Raw genomic sequence first — 21,741 nt, 5'->3', positions numbered from 1 at the left:
TTCCCGGAATGTCTCTTTTGGTTTTTAAATGGGATGTTATTTATTTATTCAAAGATGGGTTTACTTTATTTTATTTAACATAAAATATTTTAATAACGGTAAAAAAGCATTTAGTTTTAATTAATTTATAAAAATTTAACATATTATTATCATAAAAAATTGTAATTTTAAGCATCATTACATCAATGAATCACTTAAAAATCACATCTTATTATGAAAAAATTATTGCGGATTATTACATTAACAGCTATAGTGGTCTTCACCATAACAGCATGTAAGAATCAGGTAAAAGAGGAAATTGTGGAAGCTGAAAACAATGCTGCCGTAAAACAGGAACCTGATAAAATTACCAAAGAAGTTTATACAGATGAATCCGGAGAACAGCTGGAGGTAAGTTTTAATGAAACTAAACACACTGTTGTGGTGCATCTGAACGGCAAATCTTATGAGCTTAAAAAAAGCGATGAACTTCCCGAGTTTACAGCAGGAGACGCAAACTATCAATATTCTGATGTGCGTGGTGAGATTACTTTTCTGAAGAAAGATTACAATATGGTATTGTTCCATCACAAGAAAAGCAAAGCTTCTTCATCCAATACTAAAATGGCTTCTTATTAATCACGAAATTTTAAAATTATGAAAAAATTAATCACTTATTTTTGTGCACTACTCTTTACGGCTTTTGCGGCTTCATGCATGTCTAAGCCTTCCGCAACGGCTCCTTCTGAAAATAATTCTGACATCACCGGAAAAACATGGCAATTGACTGAACTCAACGGTAAACCTATTCAGCTTAAAAATCCTAAGGCTGTACCCCATTTTATGCTGAATACTTCGACAATGAGATATGAAGGTCATGGCGGCTGCAACGGTGTAGGCGGTACTTTTGAAATAAAGCCAGAAGTCATGCGCATTAAATTCAACCAGGGTATGTCTACTATGATTGCCTGTGATGATCTGGAAACGGAACGTGCATTTACGCAAGCGCTGCTTTCTGCTGATAATTATTCTGTAAACGGAAATACTTTAACTCTTAACAAAGCCAGAATGGCGCCTTTGGCAAAATTTACTTTAAAGTAATTATAAAGATTAGTATAGATAAGAACACTTCCTGATGACGGAAGTGTTTGTTTTTCAGGTTATTTATTCTTATAGATGAGGCAGTAAATAAGCAATGTAACGTTTACAACTACCGAAAATGCATTGGTAAGGATGATGGGAAGTTCATCTTTCAGAAAGCCGTACCAGATCCAGAGAGAAACTCCCGAGATAAGTACAATAAGCATTCCCGAAGAAAGATCATCAGCATTTTTGTCTTTAATCACTTTTACCAATTGAGGAATCATTGATCCAGAAGTAAGAAGACCGGCGATTATTCCTAAAACATTTTCATTCATAGCTGCTATTTGATTAAGATATAGCAAAAATTATGGCAATTGTTAAAATAATTTTAAAATTTTCCCTAAATTCATCATAAACTTATTTTTTAGGAATTTTATTCAGCAATTCTTTTTAAAAAGATAATGATTTTCTCAATTTATAATAATTATCGTAATTTGCTTTATAAAACATAAATTATGGTGTTTCATCACATCCGGGATTATATTGTATGTATTGTCTTTTTGGTATTAGGAATTCAAAGCTATGCTCAGAATCATTCAATATCAGTTCTTGACAGTATTACAGATCAGCTTCGTGTTGAAGGAAATATTAATAAAAGTATCATTCTGAATAAAAATGCTTTAAAAGCCTATACCAGAAATTCAGATACTGAGGGAGTGATTAACGCCAATATTAATCTTGGCGGACTTTACTGGTATTTAAATGATTACAAAGTAAGTCTGCAGTATTTAGAAACCTCAGAAAATCTTTCAGAAAAAACAAAAAATCCTTTGCTTTTAGGAAAGCTGTTTGGGGAATATGGAAGGAATTATGCTTCTCTCGGGTTATTGAATCAATCTAATTCAAATCTAAATAAGGCGATATTTTACGCTAAAAAAATTCAGCAGAAAAAGCAAAGAGAAAAACTTCTTTTCTATTATTATACCTGGAAAATTGCCAATCTTGAAGAATTGCACCTTAAGGATTCTGCGGATGCCGTACAAAAGAACCGGAAAAAACTTGTTGTACAGCCTCTTACTTATGTATACACAGCAGAAAGATTTCTAAGTCTGAAAAAGCCGGATTCTGCAGAATATTATTTAAATAAGGCATTAAAAATATCCGATCAGTATAGTCATTACCAAAAATCGATGACGTTTTATGCTTTCGGAAAACTGTATTTTTTTAAAAAGGATTATGATAAAGCATTAGATTTTTTTAATAAATCCCTGGTTATTGCCCAAAAGCTTTCCAGAAAAAACGACGAAAAAAACATCTACAAATTTGTTTCGGAAGTGTATGAAAAGCTTGGTGACATTTCTAAAAAGAGCGAATATCTTGAAAAATACATCAAAATAAAAGACAGCATTGATGATGCAGAAAGGGAAGCTTTGGTAATCCCTGTAAAAAAGATTATCGACCGTGAAAAGAGAAATGAAAGAAAAGACAGAATCCAGCTTTACATTCTTATTACCATAATCATTATGTCGGCATTAGCGGTTATATTCGGGCTGAGACAGCGATACATCCGAAAGCAAAAAGAAAAGGAAGCCATCATCACGGAAACATTGCAGGAAACAGACAAACTGAAAAGTAAGCTGAATAATTCTCTGGACGAACTTACCAAACTTGCCAGTACAAATGATCCGTTCTTTCTGATGAAATTCAAAGAAGTCTATCCCGAGTTTTATGAGACATTAGTCACGAGATATCCTCATCTTTCTCCCAACGATATCAGGTTCAGTTGTTTTCTCAGATTAAATCTCTCTACAAAAACTATTGCAACGTATAAAAATATTTCGATCCGAACGATAGAATCCAGAAAATACAGGCTACGAAAAAAATTAGGTCTTCCTTCAGATGTTGATCTGAATAAATGGATGATGGAACTTTAGCGTAAAATATAATAAAATCCTTAATTCGTTAAGGATTTTTCATTTCATCACCATGATAACTCTAATAATTTCGTCATTTATACTCTACTGAAAAACTACTCAAAATAAAAAATAAAACACTCAATATCAGCTCATTAACAAATTAAAGTAGATTTGCAGTATCTGTTTTTTTCAATATTGGCTATAGTTTTGCCCCGTTAATCGCATCACAAATTATCTATGAATATCATATCACAATAATTGATTTTCACATTTAAATTTTTGACATAATAAGGGTTATATAGTTCACTGAATTTATAGCAAATAGATAGTGAATGTGTGTTCAGGAAAGTAAATATTATAAAGTTCATTCCACTTTAAATATTTGCTTCCTGTTTTTAATCGAAACAAAAACAAAGATTCTAAATACACTAAAAATGAAAAAAACAATTCTGGCATGTTTATGTATTATTTCATCTGTTACGGCTTTCTCACAAGTAGGTATTAATACCGCTCAGCCGAATTCTACCTTAGACGTAAATGCCAAAAACGCCACCGGTACTTCTGCCGCTGTCGACGGATTACTCGTTCCCCGTGTCGACAGACAAAGAGCCCAAAGCATGAAAAATGTACCGGTTTCCACATTAATATTTGTAAACAATATTTCCACAGGTTCATTATCCGGTACAGCGGTTAATATTGATAGTGTGGGATACTATTACTTTACAGGTGTGGTCTGGTTAAAGCTGATTACCGTTGATAAAGATTCAAATATCTATAATTCCAACGGAACTCTTTCGGGAAACAGATTGGTAAGTCAGGGAGCCAATACTTTGGCGTTCTTAGGTTCATCCGTTCATTCCTTCTCTGTGGACGGAAGTACCTTTTCTGTAGACGCAGCCAATAACAGAATCGGAATAGGAACCACTACTCCACAAAACAAACTGGATTTAGGAGGCGGGAATGGCAAAAAGCTGGCGTTATGGAACAGTCCCGCGGGAGACGATTTTTATGGATTGGGAAATACGCAGGATGTTCTGCAGCTCTTTTCCGGAGCTAAACCGGATGGAGATCCGCTTATGACTTTGAATAAAACCGGAAAAGTAGGAATAGGAACAACTTCGCCTTCTACCGTTTTGGATGTTCGTTCGGCTTCAAAAGGAGCATTAAAAATTGCAGATGGTACACAGGGAGCAGGAAAAGTTCTCACTTCAGATGCCAATGGAGTTGCCACTTGGGTATCTCCTTCCACACAGGTTATTATAGGTTCAGGATCTAACGGAGGCTATAATCTTCCTTTTATAAAATTCAGCGAATACAGATACACAGGAGCCACCATTCAGTTACCTCCCGGAAAATGGATGATAACGGTGAGCCAGCTTGTAAAACCTGCGGGCGGATCTCTGTCTCCTAATGACTGGCTATTTGTAAGAAGCACCTTTTCTGAAGAAAATCTTACTACAATCGGACAGGCCGGAAACAGGTCTCCCGATGTAAAGTCTCCTGCCTTAATGAGTTTTAAAGTTACCGGACCGGGAACTTATGATACTGCTACAGGAACTATTCTTATCCATAATACATCTTCGGGAACAAAAACGTACCGATATATTGCCGGAAGTACAGAAGGTGGAATTTCATCTACTCCAATCTATCTGGACGCATTTGCCGGAGGATGGGCAGAAAATACAATTTATGCTACGGCAGTGAACTAAAAATATATTATTTGTTAGCGATTAAGGCTGAACTTTTATGAGTTTCAGCCTTAATTTTTATTTTTGAACCGCTCTAAAGAAATTTCCTCATGCAACGGAATGCCCTCTTCAATAAAATCATATAAGCTTTTGGAAAAATAACAGCCGTTCAGAATCCCTCTGGCTCCTAAACCATTGAAAACATAAAAATTGTGATGGTCAGAATGTCTTCCGATAATCGGTCTTCTGTCTTTTACGGTTGGTCTGAATCCAAAATTGATGTCTTTAATTTCAAAAGGATGAGGATAAAATTCCATCAGCCCTTTTTTAAGCTGCTCAACGGCAGATTCGTCAATTTCCTGATGCAGCTGCTCTCTGTCATAAGTACCGCCGTAAAAATACAACTGATCATTTACCGGAAAAAGAAAATGCTTTTTCTTGATAGTAATATTTTCAGGAATTTTTTCTGAAAGTTCTACTTTGATATGGTGACCTTTATTGGGGTTTACGGGAATATCGGAAAAAAAAGGATTATGCTTCACTCCCATTCCTTCACAAAATAAAATATTTTTGAATGTAAAATTTTTATATGTTGATCTTTCTGCATCTAAATCAGAATAAATAAATTTTTCAGCGATTAAATTTTCATTTTTTTCTAAAAAATCAAATAAACCCGTAAAAAATCCATTAACATTTAATCTTGCAGACTGATTAACCTTTCCTGAAAGAAAATCATTTTTTACCACCTCTAAAAGATCAAAATTTTTATCTAAAAATTGAGAAAGATCATCATTGTTGGATTTTTTCAGCCAAAGTGCCTGTTCATTTTCATCATGAAAAATTCTGTGGATAGGTGCATCTATAAGATAGTTTTGTCCTGTATAATTCTCAATTTCTTTTAAAGTATTTTTAAGAAAATCGATCTGTTCCTGTGCTTTCCAGAAAGTGGTGAACTTTTTAAGGACAACAGGATTAATGATTCCCGCAGAAACCTGCGAAGCACTCTTCTGTCTTTCCGAAAACATCACAAAAGACCTGTTGTTTCTGATTAACTGATGTGCAAAAAAAAGTCCCGCATATCCGTCTCCAACGATAATATAATCTACATTCTTCATAATAAAAAAACCTGAGTAAAAATACTCAGGTTTTCTATAATTATCAAGTGAAATCTTAGTAATTCCACATATCATTTTCCATTTGAAGGATCTGCGCCTTAATTCTGTCGCTTTCGTCAATCTGATCTTCAGCGTCTCTTGGAATATAGTCTTTGATGACTCCATCACCTAGTCCTGCTGATGATTTATAAATAACAGAAGAGAATCTTCTAGCGTTGATCAAATCATCAAAAGATAAATCTGCTGATGAATTTTTTCTGTTATAAACGTAATTGTTAGCTAAGATATCTCTTGCACTTGGATAATAAATCCAGAAAAGATCAATCAATTCATCTGCTCCAGCTAAAGGCTGTCCATCTGGTCCTGTTCTTCCTTGTACCGCAGGATCTGGTCCCATAGCAGCAAGACCAAGTGGTCTATATTTCAACTGACCATCTCTTTTATCAATGAACCACATACCCATTACTTTTAAAACTTTAACTTTATCAGTTGTCGTTTTAAAAACGTCAGTATATTCTTTTTTCTCCTGTTCTGTTAATTGTCTCCCTGAATTTAAGATGTCAATCGCTGCATCAGCAATTCTTACACTTTCTAATCTTTTTTGAATACCTTCTGGACTCAATTTAGTTACAAAATTTTCATCATCATAAACTTCAGCAATTTTTCCACTTGTAGCAGCATCTAACAACAATTGATATAAAGATCTAGTCTGGCTAGATGTAAGACCATCAGGATTATCATAGTAGAATGGTTGATTAATTTTATCATTCATATCAATGATTTCCCAAACAAACATACTTTTAAGAATGTCTTTATCATCAACAAATCCATATTCCAAAGGCTTTACCTTTTTGTCAACAATACTATCACCAATTTTTTGTTTGTTTTCAGCTCTCATTTGTCTAAACTCCTCTGGAGAAGAAGCGTTCAGGATGGTTTGGGAGAATGCAAACCCCGAAACCAATACTAAAAGACTGCTAATATATTTTTTCATAATATTTTTTTATCTTATTAAAATTACTGAACGTTGATTACAACTGGTGAGATATTTTTCAACGTCTGATTTCCTAAACCTGTGGCAGTAGCTTTAATGTCGAAGACATATACTACATCTCCAGCTCTTAGATTTTTCACTAATCCTGCAGCTTCATCAAGACTACTTCCCTTGATTAATAATGCAGCTCTACCCGGAACTTTTACCATAAATTGATTAACAGTAAATGAAACTGGGAAATCAAAATCAGGAATTGCTGCCTGTACTGTTTGATTTGGTATAGAAGTAGCAGGAACATTCAATACTGTTTGACCTCTCATTTGACCTTGAGGAGCAGGAACATTCTTAATTCTATATTCAAATGTCTGAGAAACAGTTTTACCCGATGGATCTGTACCAGATAATGTAAGCTTAAGAGTATTTCCAGTAGAAGGAATTACATTCCATTTACCAGGACCTGCACTTTTCACTACTGCACCTGGAGCAGATAGAGACAATTTAGAATTATCAGCACCCAAGATTGATCCAGAAAGAGGGTTCTCTAAGCCTCTGTAAACAACATTCATTTTATCAGGAGAAAGCAATAAACCTTTTTGAAGCTTAACTTCCTGTGGTCCTGCAATTACATTATAAGTATGTGTGAAAGGGAAGTTTTGAGCTTTTCCAGTCGCATCTGTTAATGTAATATTTCCGCTAAATGTTTTTTGTCCGATTCCGCTTGTATTAAGATTTGCATAACCTTTTCCATTTTCCTGTCTGCTTACTCCGGAAATACTGATCTTATTACTGTTTGAATAGTTTCCTAACATTACAACTGCTTCAGCCGGTTTTCCTGCAACAACATCTACAGGCGCAGAAACAATTGCTTCATAGCTTGTAAATTTGATACTTGCATCCACTTTTTCCTGTAGCATTAATGCCAATGCATCAGACTGAACGTTTCTTGCATCATTCTGAATAATTTCTAAGTTAGAAATTGCAGCAATTAGCGGCTGATGATAAAACTTGTTTTGGAACCAAGTTTTGTCATTTGGAGATTTTCCTTTTGGATATTCGGCAATTAAAGATTTATTAGCTCTTTCAACCAAATCCTTCAATTGCGGATTGTTTCCGAAAGTAGCGTTAATGTAATTTCTTACATCATCAATTTTTGCCTTTAATTCCAATGCACCTTTTGACGGTGTGTTTTCATCTCCTTCTCTGAAAAAATATTCAGTTGTAGCTTCATTATTGTTAAGCGCTGCAAAGTTTTCACTCACGTCAACATCTTTTCCCTGTGCATCTTTATCGTGAAACTCTGATTTCTTCTTAAGAACATCTTTAATTTCCTGAGCAGATTTTACCAAAACATTGATCTTATCTCTAAGAACCTGATACTGAGCCCATGGCTGCGCGTAAGTATCGGGAACCTGCTGAGCTTTAGCTTCAAGAGTTTTTTCAAAAATCTTTTCGTTTTTTCTTTCAGTTAAAGTTCTTGTTTCATTAAGAGCTTTAGTAGAGTCATAATATGACCTGATGATTTCCGCATCAATATTTAGGGCCATCATAGCGATGAACACCAAATACATCAGGTTGATCATCTTCTGACGAGGTGTCTGTTTTCCTGCTGCCATTCTCTTTTCTTTGTTTTTTGATTAAGTAGTTAATTTAAAAATGGTTTGGGAAATTAAGACTTCATAGCAGTTAGCATACCACCATAAACTCTGTTTAGATTGTTTAAGTTTGAAGTTAAACCTTGTAGTTCCTGATTGAATTTTTCTGATTGTTCAGCAGATTTCTGCATATCTGCAACATATTTATTAGTAAACTCAGATTGTTTTTTAGTGCTTTCCATTTGCATTGCATATAAAGCATTCATGCTTTCCATGTGCTGCGCTGCTTTATTTAACTGCTCGTTATATTTATGAGTAGAAGCAGAAACGTCAACAGTCTGGTTGATCTGATCTACTGAGCTTGAAAATTTATCTATTCCTGTTCTTAATCTTTCAAATAACTGAACATCAAGTTTAGCATCCTGAAGCATTTTGTCTAATTTGGTAGAAAGAGAGTTTTCTAATTCAGCAAATTGAGCAGAGTTGCTTTTAGATACATTTGAGTGTAATGGATTTGGGTTTGCGTGTTTATCTAATAATTCAGGATAAACGTTTTCCCAAGCATAAGACTCCTCAGATTTTGGCGGGTCGAAAGCGAAAATAATGAAGATGATAGCTTCCGTAATAAGTCCCACTGTAAGGGCCATGTTTCCGTTAATTGGTCCCAAGGTAATGTGAGTAATTTTAAGCCAAGCTCCAAGAATTACAATTGCAGCACCGAATGAATAGAAGAAATTCATCCAAGCATCTTTAGTCTTAAACATATAAGTTAGTTTTTTTTAATGTTAAATAAAATTTATCGAAAAATAATGGTGATTGAATTATCTGTTAACTTTTCTTGGTTTAACAGCAGCTTCAGGAATATCCTGTACAGTTCTGAATCCGATATAACTTCTTGCAGAGTCTTTTCTTTCCCAGTCTCTTGCACCGTTCATAAGCATATATCCTACATCTTTCCAAGATCCTCCTCTGATAGATTTCTTAGTATCTGCCAAATCTTTCGTAGAAGGATTTAAAGTAGATGAGAATCCGTACGAAGAGTTGTTGTAATCAGATGATGTCCATTCAGAAACGTTTCCAGCCATATCAAATAACCCAAATCCATTTTTCTTAAATTTCTTAACTGGAGCTGTATATGTATAAGTACCTTTTTTGTCGTCTTCCATATAGTTACCTCTCTTCGGTTTGAAGTTTGCCAAGTAGCAACCTCTGTCGTCCATTAAGTAAGGACCTCCCCAAGGATAAGTAGCATTTTGCATTCCTCCTCTTGCAGCATATTCCCACTCAATTTCCGTAGGCAGTCTGAACTGCAATGGTCTTTGTTTTCTTCTTTTTAAGCTTTCGTTATAATCAGATTTCAATTTAGATCTGAAGTTACAGTATGCTCTTGCCTGATCCCAGGTTACCCCTACTACAGGATAATCTTTGTAAGCTTTGTGCCAGAAATACTGCTCAAACAAAGGCTCGTTATAAGCAAAATGGAAATCTTTTACCCAAACAGTAGTATCCGGATAGATGGCAATGCTTTCGCTTCTAAGGTAGTTTACTCCTCTTTCTTTTTCAGCCATTGCTACATCCATATCTCCCCATCTGTAAGTATACTTCAATTTACTAACGTCAAGGATTCTTTCATTACCGATTCTTGAAGAAGCTGGTAAATACATAGATTCTAAAACTTCCGCATATTCTACATCCGGATATTTAGATGTACTCCAGTGCAAAGGAACTTTCCAGTCGATTTTTTTCGTTGGATCGTAGTTTCCTTCGTTTCCACCGCCTTGTCCTTCTAAATATTCCTGATATGGTGTTAAATTCTCTTCTTTCTGAGCAAGGTATGCATAATCTCCGATGCTTGTTCCTTTACCTTTACCTTCACCACCTTCTCCGGCAGCTTCAGCAAGTAAAGTTCTTGCGATAGAATCTCTTACATAATTGATAAATACCCTGTATTCCGCATTAGTAGTTTCTGCTTCATCCATGAAGAAAGAAGAAACAGTAACAGTTTTTGCCGGAGCCTTTTCAGGACTGTTTGTGAAATCCTGATCAGTTAATCCTGCAACAAACGATCCTGCAGGAATAGCTACCATTCCGTAAGGTCTTTCTGCAACAAATGATTTTGTTTTTTCTCTAGGTATCAATTCTCCTTTTGTTCCCGGTTTACCCACTGAAGAGGCTCCCCCACCTGAACAAGATACCGATGCTACCGACGCAGACAATAATAAAAGAAATATCCTTTTCATGTTAATTTTTATAATTAAGCCGTAAATATATAATTTTTTTAAGAAACTTTTAAGATTTTTTTTGAAATAACGGAAGAAATCTAAATTTATTTTATTTACAAGTAATTTTTATTCTACCGTTACAGATTTCGCAAGGTTTCTAGGCTGGTCTACGTTAGCTCCGCGATACACTGCAATATAGTATGCCAACAACTGTAGAGGCACTGATGCAACGATTGGAGAGAAACATTCTGATGTTTCCGGAATTTCAATAACGTAATCTGCCATCGCACTTACCTGCGTGTCTCCTTTATTTACAACAGCAATAATTTTTCCTTTTCTTGCTTTAATTTCCTGAACGTTGCTTACAATTTTATCATAATGTCCTTTTTTAGGAGCAATGATAACAATAGGCATATTTTCATCAATTAAAGCAATAGGACCGTGCTTCATTTCTGCAGCAGGGTATCCTTCAGCATGAATATAAGAGATTTCTTTTAATTTTAAAGCACCTTCAAGTGCTGCAGGATAGTTGTATCCTCTTCCTAAATATAAGAAATTTGTTGCACTTACAAAGTCCTTCGCGATATTTTGTACCAACTCGTGAGTCGTTCCCAAAACATCTTCTATTTTTTTAGGAATGGCTTCCAGTTCAGCAATTAAGCTCATGAATTCAGCATTTCCTAAATTTCCATTATGTTTTCCTAATTTCAGAGCTATTAAAGAAAGAATGGTTAACTGTGCAGTAAATGCTTTTGTAGAAGCTACTCCGATTTCAGGACCAGCATGCGTGTAAGATCCAGCGTCTGTAATTCTTGCAATAGATGAATCTACGACATTACAAATACCATAAATAAATGCTCCTCTTTCTTTAGCCAATTTTAAAGCTGCCATGGTATCTGCAGTCTCTCCTGACTGAGAAATAGCAATAACAACATCTTTATCTGTAATAATCGGATTTCTGTATCTGAATTCAGAAGCATATTCTACTTCAACAGGAATTCTTGCATATTCTTCAATTAGATATTCTCCAATAAGTCCTGCGTGCCAAGAAGTTCCGCAAGCAATAATAATGATTCTATTGGCATTTTTAAATTTCTCGATATGATCCCAGATTCCTGCCATTTTTATAACTCCTTCATCTACAATAAGTCTTCCTCTCATCGTATCATGAACTGATTTAGGCTGTTCGAAAATTTCTTTTAGCATGAAATGTTCATACCCTCCTTTTTCAATCTGCTCTAGACTTAATTTAAGCTCCTGAATTTCCGGTTCAATTTTAGAGTTCTCACTGATTGTTCTGATGTCTACTCCATTTTCAAGAGAAATCGTCGCCATGTGACCTTCTTCAAGATAAATAGCCTCTTTCGTAAATTCTACGAATGGAGAAGCGTCTGAAGCGATAAAATACTCTTTATCTCCAATTCCTATTGCCAAAGGAGATCCTAATCTTCCTACAACCAATACTCCCGGAAAATCTTCATGCATTACTGTAATCGCATATGCTCCATATACTTCATTAAGGGCATATCTTACTGCGGTAGGAAAATCCATTTCAGTATTTAAATCCATAAAATACTGTACTAGATTTACTAAAACTTCCGTATCTGTTTCAGATTTAAATGTAAATCCTTTTTCAGTAAGCATCGTTTTAATCGTATCATAATTTTCAATGATCCCATTATGAACAAGTGCTATTTTTCCGTTATTGGATAAATGTGGATGAGAATTTCTGTCGCTGGGAACACCATGTGTAGCCCAACGTGTATGTCCCATACCAATTTTTGCAACTCCTTTTAACTGACTGGAGATATTTACCAAATCATCTACCTTGCCTTTTGTTTTTTCAACTTCAAGTTTATTTTCCGCATTTTCAAGAACAATTCCGGCACTATCGTACCCTCTGTATTCTAATCTTCTAAGACCGTTAATTACAATATCGTAAGCGTCCTGAAAACCTGTATATCCAACGATTCCGCACATATTTTTATCAAGTGTATTTTAAATTATTTTGTACCGTAAATTACTTTTAACTGAACTCTGTTTGGATTTCCTGCCTGTGATCCCACAAAAACAGCTCTATTTGTATTATATGGTGTTGTAGTGAACTTATATCCTACTAAACTAATACCATCAGAATTAGTCTGGAAAGATCCCATATCAATTCTAAAATATTTTGTAGTATTATCTGCTGAAGTTTCTACAAGATCTTTAACCGATTTGGTAACTATAAAATCATAATATGTAGGATTTTTATCATAATCAAAAATCTTATAAATACTATAATTGTTAGAACCTGCTAAATTTAGTATATCAGAAGTAAAGCCTGTTCTAGTTTTATCCGGAGTAGATGAAGTAAGATCTTTATATTTTTGCAAAATTGTAAATTCTCTAGGTTTAGCAAAATTATTATTCCAGTCCGTAGGATCTGTATATATTCTGACTTTAGCACTAATAATAGCAGCTTTATCATTTTGATATAGTTGTTTAAGCTGATTAATAGTTGCATCTGGAATTTTAATACCTATTGATGGACCTCCCATTCCCTGTAAAAATAGTTTTGGAGCACCATTATTTTGATTCCCAATTGTAGCCGCTGCCCATGCAGAAGCAGTTCTGTTATATTCATACTGTCCAACATGTGTATTGGCAGAACCTAACGGAAATGAAAATGTTGTTTGCGGTCTAGTAGTTGTCCCGTTTTCTGTTTTATCATATTTATAATACATGATAAGATCCATATCATTAGGTGAAAACTGGAATAAATATCCATCCTGTTCGTCAACAGAAATTCTAATCCCTTTAAAATATCTAATAAAATTTGAAGCATCCTGAAGTTCTGGCTGATCTTTCTTTGCTATAATTTTATTTTGAAAAAACGTTTTATCTAATGGAATCCTAATTCCTGGAGTTGACGCGGTGAATAAAGCTGCTCCGCCATCATCTTTGGTGATGGCTATAGAACTTACATAGCCTTTAAACTGCTTTGAACCTAAATCCGCACCGATATCAAAAGTCTGATTAGATTTAACGCTATCAGAAGCTCCTTTTAAAAAAGTATTTACCTCGTGAACTCTTAAATTAAATGTTCTTTTCGTTTTACCAAATTTTAAAACAGGATATGTATTTACTACTTTTTTAGCATTAACACTTCCGTCGGCTGCTGTTGTGTAAGTATAATTATCATCTACTGTATTGGTTGTAACACTGTCAGTAGCGTATCTAGGCTTCATAACCAAAACTACAGAGTCTACAACAGCGTTTGTTCCAAAATCAGGATCATAAAGTGGTAATCTGAGCTGCGTTAGATAAGAAGCTTTTTGCATTCCGAATTGCCCTTCACTGAAAGCACCTAAGACAGCATAAGTTAATTTTGAGGCATCACTTCGGATACTATCATTATTATTTATATTGAATGCAGTAACATCAAAAGATTTTTCATTTCCCTGTGCAGCACCATCTAAGAATAATTGTTCCCCCAGTGTATCTGCATCCGGCTCACAATTATAAAGTAATGCACTTCCGAAAACCACCATAGAAAAAACGGTGATTGCTTTTTTAATAGTATGAATCATTAAAAATGTGTTTTTTAATAAATTTGATTTATAGAATCTACGTCAAGATATTCCGATTTGGGAGTAGAACTTTCGTTGAAAGCTTTATCTAAGTCTTCATCTAAAAATTCATCTCCTTTTACAACCATATCTACGTAGTTCATGCTTTCGATCACAAAAGATTTTACACTCGGATTATCTAACGCTTTTAATCCTGAAATATTATCAAACTTCAGTTTTTCGTCGATATTGGAAGCTAAAGATGCGTCTTTCTCATTGTATAATGAAAGAACGATTTTGGCATCCTTGAAATAAGTATCTGTTTCGTAATAGGTTTTCAGATAAATCGGAACAAAAGAAGCCATCCATCCGTTCAGATGAATAACATCCGGAACCCAATTCAGTTTCTTAATGGTTTCAATTACTCCTCTGGCAAAAAATATTGCTCTTTCATCATTATCCTCAAAAGGCAGTCCTTCATCATCAAAATAATATTGTTTTCTTTTGAAATACTCTTCGTTATCAATAAAGTAAACCTGAAGTCTTTCCCCCGGAAGAGACGCTACTTTAATAATAAGAGGCTGATCCAGATCATTAATAATAATATTCATTCCTGAAAGGCGGATCACCTCATGAAGCTGGAATTTTCTTTCACTTATTTGTCCAAATCTTGGCATAAAAACTCTTACATCATTGCCTTCTTGGTGCATCTTAAGTGCCATTTTGTTTACCACTGCAGCCATATTTGTATCTTCCTGATATGGATACATCTCTGTAGTAATGTACAGTATTTTTTGATTCGGCATAAATTTCTATCTAATTTTTGTAAAAATGCTTTAATGTGCAAAATTACGAAAAAACATTCATTATTATTTTAATTAACATTTTTTTACGATAATTCCCTTTCTAAAATTATTAAAACTAGGACATCATGTGTCATAATTATATGATATTTTTAGTATTTTTGAATTACTATTAAAATAAACTATGGAAGTTCTAAAAAGTAAAAAAGTTCTTCAGGATTTCATTGAAAGACAGAAAGAAATGGGCAAGAAGATAGGTTTTGCACCTACCATGGGAGCCCTTCATGACGGACATTTATCACTATATAAAGCAGCCAGAGAAGAAAATGATCTGGTGATATCATCAATTTTTGTTAATCCTACCCAGTTTAACAATCGGGAAGACCTCGAAAAGTATCCCCGAGATATCAACAGAGATATTTCCATCCTTGAAAAATCCGGTCTGGTAGATGCTGTTTACATTCCTGAAGTTACAGATATTTATCCTGAAAAAACAGAAAGCCAGCATTATGATTTTGACGGACTGGAAAATGAAATGGAAGGAAAATCCCGACCGGGGCATTTTGACGGAGTAGGAACGGTTGTAGAAGAACTTTTTAGTCAGGTAAAGCCTGATAATGCTTATTTCGGAGAAAAAGACTTCCAGCAACTGGCGATTATCAAAAAAATGGTTGAAAAGAAAAAACTTCTGATCAACATCAAGGGTGTTCCAATTTACAGAGCAGAGAACGGACTTGCTTTAAGCTCCCGAAACCAAAGACTTCATGAAGACCGAAGAGTAGCCTCTGCTGTTATTTATGAAACACTTAAAAAAGTAAACGATTGGTTCAGAGTCATCACCGTTCCGGAAATCAAATCCAGAGTACAGGATATTTTTGATCAGCAGAGAGGAATGCAATTAGAATACTTTCTAATCGCCGATGAAGAAACACTGAAAGAAACAGACTTTTTTTACAAAGACCGAAAATTCCGTGCATTTATTGTAGTTGTTGTGGATGGAGTAAGACTAATCGACAATATGCCTCTGGATTAATTCAATCAAATTCAAAATCATCTTAAACTAACAAGCGTTGCTCTCATAGGCAACGCTTGTTAGTTTCACTCTATGCCTATAAATAAAGGTAGATTATATAAAAAATCAAAGGCTTCTTACGAAGCCTTTGAAACACCAAATCACAAAATATTAATATGAAAAAAATTTACTTTTCAGTAAACTTGTGACCCGGCTGGGATTCGAACCCAGGACCCATACATTAAAAGTGTATTGCTCTACCAGCTGAGCTACCGAGTCGGTCACTTAATTTGAATTTACTTTTTAAAAAGTAATATTCTTTTTTTTTAAGAGCTGCAAAGATACAAATTATTTTGTTCCTGCAAAATTTATTTTTCAAAATCAAAGGCTTCTTGAGAAAGCCCTTGAAACACCAAATCACAAAATATTAATATGAAAAAAATTTACTTTTCAGTAAACTTGTGACCCGGCTGGGATTCGAACCCAGGACCCATACATTAAAAGTGTATTGCTCTACCAGCTGAGCTACCGAGTCGTCACAACTAATAGGATTAAATATAAAATTAAAATTCTAAACTTTACTATTAATTATTAAAATTTTCTGCATTGTGCCTGCGACTGGACTCGAACCAGCACATCCTTAGGAAACCACCCCCTCAAGATGGCGTGTCTACCAATTTCACCACGCAGGCAATAAAAACTACAAAAATCCAGTAATCTTTTTTGCTTGTGACCCGGCTGGGATTCGAACCCAGGACCCATACATTAAAAGTGTATTGCTCTACCAGCTGAGCTACCGAGTCGGTCACTTTATTAACGATTAACACAGTGATAATGTCCCTCGTTTTTAGTGGTGCAAAGATATGAGTTTTTTCTTTATCTCAAAACTTTTTTGCAAATTTGTTTAAAAAAAATTCATGATAATTTCACTAGTCGGATACATGGGAAGTGGCAAATCTCACATTTCCAAAATATTAAGCGATAAACTCAATTTTAAATTAATTGATCTGGATAAAGAGATTTCCAAAAGAAACAAAATGACAATCCCTGAAATCTTCGATAAAAAGGGAGAAATCTATTTTAGAAAGCTGGAAAGAGAGACATTGGAAGAAATTCTTGCGTCCGAAAAAAATACGATTTTAAGTCTGGGGGGCGGAACTCCTGTTTACTATAATAATATGGAAATCATCAACCATAATTCAAAAAGTGTTTTTTTAAGGGCTTCTGTTGCAACTTTAACAGAAAGACTTTCTAAACAGAAGGAAAAAAGACCTTTAATTGCAAATATTACTGATGAAAATCTTGCAGAATTTATAGCCAAGCATTTATTCGAAAGGAATGATTTTTATAATAAAGCACAGATCAGCATAATTACAGACAACAGAACTCCGGAAGATATTGTGAATGAAATAACAGAAAAGCTCTATCTCTAGAGCTTTATTGTTAATCTTCGTTTTCAGAGTCGTCCCCATTTTCGCCAAAGAAATCGTCCCAGTCCGTAAAATCTGAGGCAATATCATTTTCTACGTAATCGTCCATATCTCTGCGGTCTTTTTTCGTAGGTCTTCCCTCACCTTTATTCCGGTAATAATCCTGAGACATTTTACGCATTTTTAACAGCTCATACTGTTCCTTATCAGTCACATCTTTTATATGAAGAGGAACAAGCTTTGCTCCGATCCTGCTTTTAGGAATCTGAATTACTTTAATTTGATAGTCAATCTGATTTTTACGGATCTTAATTACATCTCCTTCCTTCACCTCTTTAGAAGACTTTACAACCGACGCACCGATCGACACTCTGTTCTTTTTAATCTCCTCAGTAGCAATGGTTCTGGTCTTATAAAAACGAATGCTCCATAAAAATTTATCTATTCTCATAATTTTTTATACTTTTGTCGTTATATTATTTGTAAAGTAATTAAAGTTTTTTGAAAAATGAAAAAAATATTTTTATATATCCTTGCTGGATCTCTTTGTTTCACGGCATGTAAAAAGGATGATGAAGTTGAAACATTTGTAGAACCGGAAGACATCTCGGTAAGAAATTCATATGATGATCAGGCGATCCAAAAGTTTATGGATGGAAATTACCTTGATTCACAGGGAAATATAAAAGCATTCAGTTCTACAGATACTTCTGATGATAATGAGAAAAAATTATCTGAATTAAATCCTGTAAAACTTCCTTCAGGAGTTATTTATATTATAAGAAACGGAGCACAGCCGAATCCAGGAAAAGCTATATCATCCAATAGTCAAATCAAAACTATGATAAGAGCAAATTATTATTTGGCTACACAAGTTGATGGAAATGTTTCATTTACCTCTACTGGAACTTTAGTAAATACTATAAACGATTCCGGATCTCCTGTAACAGATCCTTCTTTCTATTATGTAAAACAAAGCGTTTTGAGTAATGCAACTTTAGAAGCTGCAAAAAACAGAAGTTATTACGAAATTGAAGGTTTTCAAGAAGGATTAAAATATTTTGAATCATATGATAATTTACCAGATGGTAATGCATACAATTTGCAGGGCGTAATCATTGTTCCTTCAAGAGCAGCATTTGCAAGAGATGTTCATTACAACTATGTTGGATATTCTCTTCAAAACAGTTGTTTTGTATTTAACTTTCAACTCTATAATTCAAGACCTAGACCTGTTCTAGAACAATAAAAAATAAAGCGTTTCCCAATAAGAAGCGCTTTTTTATTTACTTAAATTAATACTTAGCTTTCTGCTTTACATTTCCCAAAATATCCGGAAAATAGAGATCCGCCAAGTGATCAAACTCATCGCCCCTCATGAACATTGTGGCATCTACTTCTTCGTAAGAACTTCTTCCTGCCGCTGCAATCAGTTCATTGCATGTATGAAGCGTATTTTTATGAAAATGATACACTCTTTCCGCTTTATCCGTAACATCAAGTCCTTTAATTAACATTTTATCCTGAGTAGCAACTCCTGTCGGACACATATTATTATTACACCTCAAAGCCTGAATACAGCCCAAAGAGAACATAAATCCTCTCGCATTATTACACATATCTGCACCCATCGCGATTGCTCTTAAAATGTCTAGACTTGTAAGAACTTTTCCACTTGCAATCACTCTTAATTTACTTCTTAAATTATAATTATTCAGCGTTCTGTTAACAAAAATCAAAGCAGGCTCCAATGGCATTCCTACTCCATCCGAGAATTCCGGCGGTGCAGCTCCGGTTCCCCCTTCTGCTCCGTCAATGGTTATAAAATCAGGATAAATTTTCAGAACATTCATCTGGACACAGATATCTTCAAATTCTTTGGTGTCTCCGATACACAATTTAAAACCAACAGGTTTTCCTCCGGAAAGTTCTCTTAACTGCTGTACAAACCTCAACAAACCTGCAGCATCGGAAAAAGAAGTATGTGAAGGCGGTGAAATAATCGTCATTCCCGGCGTGACGTGACGGATTTTGGCAATTTCCGGTGTATTTTTAACAGCCGGTAAAACTCCGCCATGACCTGGTTTTGCCCCTTGAGATAATTTAATTTCAATCATCTTTACATTGGGTAAAGTGGAATATTTTTTAAACAATTCCGGATTGAATTTCCCTTCTTCATCACGACAGCCGAAATATCCGGTTCCAATCTGCCAGCAAAGATCGCCTCCTTCCAGATGATGCGGGGAAATCCCTCCCTCTCCCGTATTGTGGTAAAAATTTCCTTTTTTTGCGCCTCTGTTTAAAGAAATCTGAGCGCGGTCGCTTAAAGCCCCGAAACTCATTGCCGAAATATTAAATAACGAAGCATGATAAGGCTGAGAACACTGCTCTCCTCCTACCCAGACTCTCGGAAGCTCTTCCATCGGAGATTTTGCATAAATGGAATGCTTAATTCCTTCATATTTTCTATGGTTAACTTCGAGCTGTGTTCCGAAAGGCACAGTATCACTTAAATTTTTGGCTCTTCTGTACACCGCAGAACGCTGATTTCTCGGAAAAGGTTTTCCATCGGTTTCTCTTTCGATAAAATATTGCTGCATTTCCGGTGAAATACTCTCAAAAAAGTATCTGAAATAGCCCAAAACAGGAAAATTTCTTAGAATAGCATGTTTAGATTGGGTAATATTATAAATTCCGATTGCATACACAATGGTTAACAAAACAGGAATCCACCAATCTGCCCTTATTAAAAAAGCAACCGACCACGCAACGACGAGAATAATAGCTCCCCAAAGCAAAAATTTGTCTCTCATATCATTTTGAATTTTACCAAAGTTAAAAAATTTAAATTGATATGAACGGCTTGAGAAACATCAAAAACACTAATGAAAGAAGTTATTTTTGGATTAAATGTGATGATTTCAGGTTTCGATTTCATTAAAACAAAAAAAGACATCACTCTGATAGCAATGTCTGAATTATTTTAAATGAATTGTTTAAAAGAATATTAAATTTTCTCGAGAAAACTCTCAAAAGAATTCATCACAGAAACGGTTCCGTCCGCTTCTATTTTTTCAAGCTTTAAGAATTCAATCTGATTGACTGAAGCCTGATCGAAATCTTTCTGAACCCTCACATAATTCTCTGTGAAGCCAAACATTTTTCCGTCTTTGTTTTCGTGTTCCCAAAGTACAGGAAGTGTTTTTCCAAGCTGGGTCTGGTAAAATGCCATCTTTTTCTTTTCAGATAAAATTCTAAGCATTTTATTGCGTCTTTTTCTTTCGGGAATCGGAACTACGCCTTCCATTTCTGCCGCTTCCGTATTTTCCCTTTCAGAATAGGTGAAAACGTGCAGATAAGTTATTGGAAGCTCATTTAGAAAGTTATATGTTTCCATAAACAGTTCTTCTGTTTCTCCCGGAAAACCGACAATTACATCCACACCAATCGCTGCATCCGGCATTACCTCACGGATTTTATTGACTCTGTCGGTATATAATTTCGTTAAATAACGGCGCTTCATTTTTTTCAGCAATTCATCACTTCCCGATTGTAAAGGAATATGAAAATGCGGAACAAAACTTTTGCTTTTCGAAACCAGTTCTATGCTTTCATCTTTCAACAGATTCGGCTCGATGGAAGAAATACGGATTCTTTCGATCCCTTCAACCTGATCAAGCTCAGAAATTAAATCTAAAAAAGTATGTTCGTGTCTTTTGTTTCCAAATTCACCTTTTCCGTAATCTCCGATGTTTACGCCTGTAAGAACGATTTCCTTGATGTCTCTTTCAGCAATTTCTTTGGCATTTTTCAATACATTTTCGATGGTATCGGAACGGGAAATTCCTCTTGCCAAAGGAATTGTACAGTACGTACATTTGTAATCGCAACCGTCCTGAACTTTCAGAAAAGCTCTGGTTCTGTCTCCGATAGAGTAACTTCCGATAAAGAAATCGGTTTCTTCAATTTCGCATGAATGAACGATCCCTTCGTTTTCAGATTTCTCCAGATCATCAAGATAGCTCAGAATATTGAATTTTTCTTTGGCTCCTAAAACCAAATCTACCCCTTCAATCTGTGAAATTTCCTCCGGTTTCAACTGTGCATAACATCCCACGATTACAACCAGACCATCCGGATTGGCTTTCATGGCTCTTTTTACGTGAAGTTTGCATTCGCGGTCGGCATTTTCAGTTACCGAACAGGTATTGATAACATACACATTCGCTTTTTCATCAAAACTTACCTTTTCGTAACCTGCTTCTGTTAATTGACGGGCAATGGTAGATGTTTCCGCAAAATTTAATTTGCAGCCAAGAGTATGAAATGCGGCAGTTCTTTGAAATTGAGACATTT

19 protein-coding genes and 4 tRNA genes are annotated in these 21,741 nt (G+C 35.0%); 7 read left to right on the top strand and 16 right to left on the bottom strand.

The annotated features are described in order from the left end of the window. The first annotated feature begins 213 nt into the window (after positions 1-213). Complete coding sequence (locus PFY09_RS17910) at positions 214-618, top strand: hypothetical protein (protein ID WP_271160590.1); 405 nt, start codon at positions 214-216, stop codon at positions 616-618. 18 nt (positions 619-636) lie between these two features. Next, positions 637-1,080, top strand: a complete 444-nt coding sequence (locus tag PFY09_RS17905; RefSeq protein WP_268053135.1) for an META domain-containing protein — start codon at positions 637-639, stop codon at positions 1,078-1,080. A 59-nt stretch (positions 1,081-1,139) separates the two neighbouring features. Here PFY09_RS17905 and PFY09_RS17900 read toward each other — a convergent pair whose 3' ends face one another. Next, positions 1,140-1,397, bottom strand: coding sequence for a SemiSWEET transporter (locus PFY09_RS17900; protein WP_076392662.1), 258 nt, complete (start codon positions 1,395-1,397; stop codon positions 1,140-1,142). 180 nt (positions 1,398-1,577) lie between these two features. Between PFY09_RS17900 and PFY09_RS17895 the strand changes: the two genes are divergently transcribed. Both PFY09_RS17895 and PFY09_RS17890 read left to right on the top strand, forming a co-directional pair. Continuing rightward, complete coding sequence (locus PFY09_RS17895; protein ID WP_271160589.1) at positions 1,578-2,996, top strand: hypothetical protein; 1,419 nt, start codon at positions 1,578-1,580, stop codon at positions 2,994-2,996. A gap of 416 nt (positions 2,997-3,412) precedes the next feature. Continuing rightward, positions 3,413-4,687, top strand: a complete 1,275-nt coding sequence (locus tag PFY09_RS17890; protein WP_271160588.1) for a hypothetical protein — start codon at positions 3,413-3,415, stop codon at positions 4,685-4,687. 50 nt (positions 4,688-4,737) lie between these two features. Here PFY09_RS17890 and PFY09_RS17885 read toward each other — a convergent pair whose 3' ends face one another. The 8 genes from PFY09_RS17885 to PFY09_RS17850 form a co-directional block, all read right to left on the bottom strand. Beyond that, positions 4,738-5,781: an NAD(P)/FAD-dependent oxidoreductase gene (locus tag PFY09_RS17885; protein ID WP_271160587.1), complete on the bottom strand. Its 1,044-nt coding sequence runs from the start codon at positions 5,779-5,781 to the stop codon at positions 4,738-4,740. Positions 5,782-5,836: 55 nt separating this feature from the next. Next, positions 5,837-6,775, bottom strand: a complete 939-nt coding sequence (gene porN, locus PFY09_RS17880) for a type IX secretion system ring subunit PorN/GldN (RefSeq protein ID WP_076392670.1) — start codon at positions 6,773-6,775, stop codon at positions 5,837-5,839. 23 nt (positions 6,776-6,798) lie between these two features. After that, positions 6,799-8,388 (bottom strand): type IX secretion system motor protein PorM/GldM, encoded by a 1,590-nt coding sequence (porM, locus tag PFY09_RS17875; protein ID WP_076392672.1) that lies wholly within the window; start codon positions 8,386-8,388, stop codon positions 6,799-6,801. A 53-nt stretch (positions 8,389-8,441) separates the two neighbouring features. After that, complete coding sequence (gene porL / locus PFY09_RS17870) at positions 8,442-9,131, bottom strand: type IX secretion system motor protein PorL/GldL (protein ID WP_076392674.1); 690 nt, start codon at positions 9,129-9,131, stop codon at positions 8,442-8,444. A 57-nt stretch (positions 9,132-9,188) separates the two neighbouring features. After that, the gene (porK, locus tag PFY09_RS17865) at positions 9,189-10,607 is read right to left on the bottom strand and encodes a T9SS ring complex lipoprotein PorK/GldK (protein ID WP_076392676.1); all 1,419 of its coding nucleotides are present in this window, start codon (positions 10,605-10,607) and stop codon (positions 9,189-9,191) included. A 108-nt stretch (positions 10,608-10,715) separates the two neighbouring features. Further along, a complete protein-coding gene (glmS, locus tag PFY09_RS17860; protein WP_271160586.1) occupies positions 10,716-12,569 on the bottom strand; it encodes a glutamine--fructose-6-phosphate transaminase (isomerizing) in 1,854 nt (617 codons plus the stop codon). Between the two features lie 23 nt (positions 12,570-12,592). Then, positions 12,593-14,161, bottom strand: coding sequence for a DUF4270 domain-containing protein (locus PFY09_RS17855; RefSeq protein WP_271160585.1), 1,569 nt, complete (start codon positions 14,159-14,161; stop codon positions 12,593-12,595). 14 nt (positions 14,162-14,175) lie between these two features. After that, positions 14,176-14,946, bottom strand: a complete 771-nt coding sequence (locus PFY09_RS17850; RefSeq protein ID WP_271160584.1) for a glycogen/starch synthase — start codon at positions 14,944-14,946, stop codon at positions 14,176-14,178. Between the two features lie 181 nt (positions 14,947-15,127). On the opposite strand from PFY09_RS17850, the gene panC reads away from it, so the two are divergent. After that, positions 15,128-15,976: a pantoate--beta-alanine ligase gene (gene panC, locus PFY09_RS17845; RefSeq protein ID WP_271160583.1), complete on the top strand. Its 849-nt coding sequence runs from the start codon at positions 15,128-15,130 to the stop codon at positions 15,974-15,976. Positions 15,977-16,161: 185 nt separating this feature from the next. Here the strand turns inward: panC and PFY09_RS17840 are convergent. From PFY09_RS17840 to PFY09_RS17825, 4 genes are all read right to left on the bottom strand, one after another. After that, positions 16,162-16,234: transfer RNA gene (locus tag PFY09_RS17840), tRNA-Lys, on the bottom strand. Positions 16,235-16,417: 183 nt separating this feature from the next. After that, positions 16,418-16,490, bottom strand: a tRNA-Lys gene (locus tag PFY09_RS17835). 74 nt (positions 16,491-16,564) lie between these two features. Further along, a tRNA-Leu gene (locus tag PFY09_RS17830) sits at positions 16,565-16,647 on the bottom strand. Between the two features lie 38 nt (positions 16,648-16,685). Next, positions 16,686-16,758: transfer RNA gene (locus PFY09_RS17825), tRNA-Lys, on the bottom strand. Positions 16,759-16,872: 114 nt separating this feature from the next. Here PFY09_RS17825 and PFY09_RS17820 point away from each other — a divergent pair. Then, positions 16,873-17,388, top strand: coding sequence for a shikimate kinase (locus PFY09_RS17820; protein ID WP_076392687.1), 516 nt, complete (start codon positions 16,873-16,875; stop codon positions 17,386-17,388). A gap of 10 nt (positions 17,389-17,398) precedes the next feature. Here the strand turns inward: PFY09_RS17820 and PFY09_RS17815 are convergent, their stop codons facing one another. Next, positions 17,399-17,836: an RNA-binding S4 domain-containing protein gene (locus tag PFY09_RS17815; protein ID WP_076392689.1), complete on the bottom strand. Its 438-nt coding sequence runs from the start codon at positions 17,834-17,836 to the stop codon at positions 17,399-17,401. A 57-nt stretch (positions 17,837-17,893) separates the two neighbouring features. Here PFY09_RS17815 and PFY09_RS17810 point away from each other — a divergent pair, with 57 nt between their 5' ends. After that, the gene (locus PFY09_RS17810) at positions 17,894-18,634 is read left to right on the top strand and encodes a hypothetical protein (RefSeq protein WP_076392691.1); all 741 of its coding nucleotides are present in this window, start codon (positions 17,894-17,896) and stop codon (positions 18,632-18,634) included. Positions 18,635-18,680: 46 nt separating this feature from the next. Here PFY09_RS17810 and PFY09_RS17805 read toward each other — a convergent pair whose 3' ends face one another. After that, positions 18,681-20,198, bottom strand: coding sequence for an FMN-binding glutamate synthase family protein (locus tag PFY09_RS17805; RefSeq protein ID WP_076392693.1), 1,518 nt, complete (start codon positions 20,196-20,198; stop codon positions 18,681-18,683). A 194-nt stretch (positions 20,199-20,392) separates the two neighbouring features. Continuing rightward, positions 20,393-21,739, bottom strand: coding sequence for a tRNA (N(6)-L-threonylcarbamoyladenosine(37)-C(2))-methylthiotransferase MtaB (gene mtaB, locus PFY09_RS17800; protein ID WP_271160582.1), 1,347 nt, complete (start codon positions 21,737-21,739; stop codon positions 20,393-20,395). Positions 21,740-21,741 lie beyond the last annotated feature (2 nt).

Origin of the sequence: Chryseobacterium gambrini, from assembly GCF_027920505.1 — a bacterium.
Classification (GTDB): Bacteria; Bacteroidota; Bacteroidia; order Flavobacteriales; family Weeksellaceae; genus Chryseobacterium; species Chryseobacterium gambrini.
Note: the sequence above shows the minus strand (reverse complement) of the source record. Positions and strands in the feature narration are given on the sequence as shown.

Coding starts and splice junctions, on each gene's coding strand:
- PFY09_RS17910 (WP_271160590.1), top strand. CDS start 214: ATGAAAAAATTATTGCGGATTATTACATTAACAGCTATAGTGGTCTTC.
- PFY09_RS17905 (WP_268053135.1), top strand. CDS start 637: ATGAAAAAATTAATCACTTATTTTTGTGCACTACTCTTTACGGCTTTT.
- PFY09_RS17900 (WP_076392662.1), bottom strand. CDS start 1,397: ATGAATGAAAATGTTTTAGGAATAATCGCCGGTCTTCTTACTTCTGGA.
- PFY09_RS17895 (WP_271160589.1), top strand. CDS start 1,578: ATGGTGTTTCATCACATCCGGGATTATATTGTATGTATTGTCTTTTTG.
- PFY09_RS17890 (WP_271160588.1), top strand. CDS start 3,413: ATGAAAAAAACAATTCTGGCATGTTTATGTATTATTTCATCTGTTACG.
- PFY09_RS17885 (WP_271160587.1), bottom strand. CDS start 5,781: ATGAAGAATGTAGATTATATTATCGTTGGAGACGGATATGCGGGACTT.
- porN (WP_076392670.1), bottom strand. CDS start 6,775: ATGAAAAAATATATTAGCAGTCTTTTAGTATTGGTTTCGGGGTTTGCA.
- porM (WP_076392672.1), bottom strand. CDS start 8,388: ATGGCAGCAGGAAAACAGACACCTCGTCAGAAGATGATCAACCTGATG.
- porL (WP_076392674.1), bottom strand. CDS start 9,131: ATGTTTAAGACTAAAGATGCTTGGATGAATTTCTTCTATTCATTCGGT.
- porK (WP_076392676.1), bottom strand. CDS start 10,607: ATGAAAAGGATATTTCTTTTATTATTGTCTGCGTCGGTAGCATCGGTA.
- glmS (WP_271160586.1), bottom strand. CDS start 12,569: ATGTGCGGAATCGTTGGATATACAGGTTTTCAGGACGCTTACGATATT.
- PFY09_RS17855 (WP_271160585.1), bottom strand. CDS start 14,161: ATGATTCATACTATTAAAAAAGCAATCACCGTTTTTTCTATGGTGGTT.
- PFY09_RS17850 (WP_271160584.1), bottom strand. CDS start 14,946: ATGCCGAATCAAAAAATACTGTACATTACTACAGAGATGTATCCATAT.
- panC (WP_271160583.1), top strand. CDS start 15,128: ATGGAAGTTCTAAAAAGTAAAAAAGTTCTTCAGGATTTCATTGAAAGA.
- PFY09_RS17820 (WP_076392687.1), top strand. CDS start 16,873: ATGATAATTTCACTAGTCGGATACATGGGAAGTGGCAAATCTCACATT.
- PFY09_RS17815 (WP_076392689.1), bottom strand. CDS start 17,836: ATGAGAATAGATAAATTTTTATGGAGCATTCGTTTTTATAAGACCAGA.
- PFY09_RS17810 (WP_076392691.1), top strand. CDS start 17,894: ATGAAAAAAATATTTTTATATATCCTTGCTGGATCTCTTTGTTTCACG.
- PFY09_RS17805 (WP_076392693.1), bottom strand. CDS start 20,198: ATGAGAGACAAATTTTTGCTTTGGGGAGCTATTATTCTCGTCGTTGCG.
- mtaB (WP_271160582.1), bottom strand. CDS start 21,739: ATGTCTCAATTTCAAAGAACTGCCGCATTTCATACTCTTGGCTGCAAA.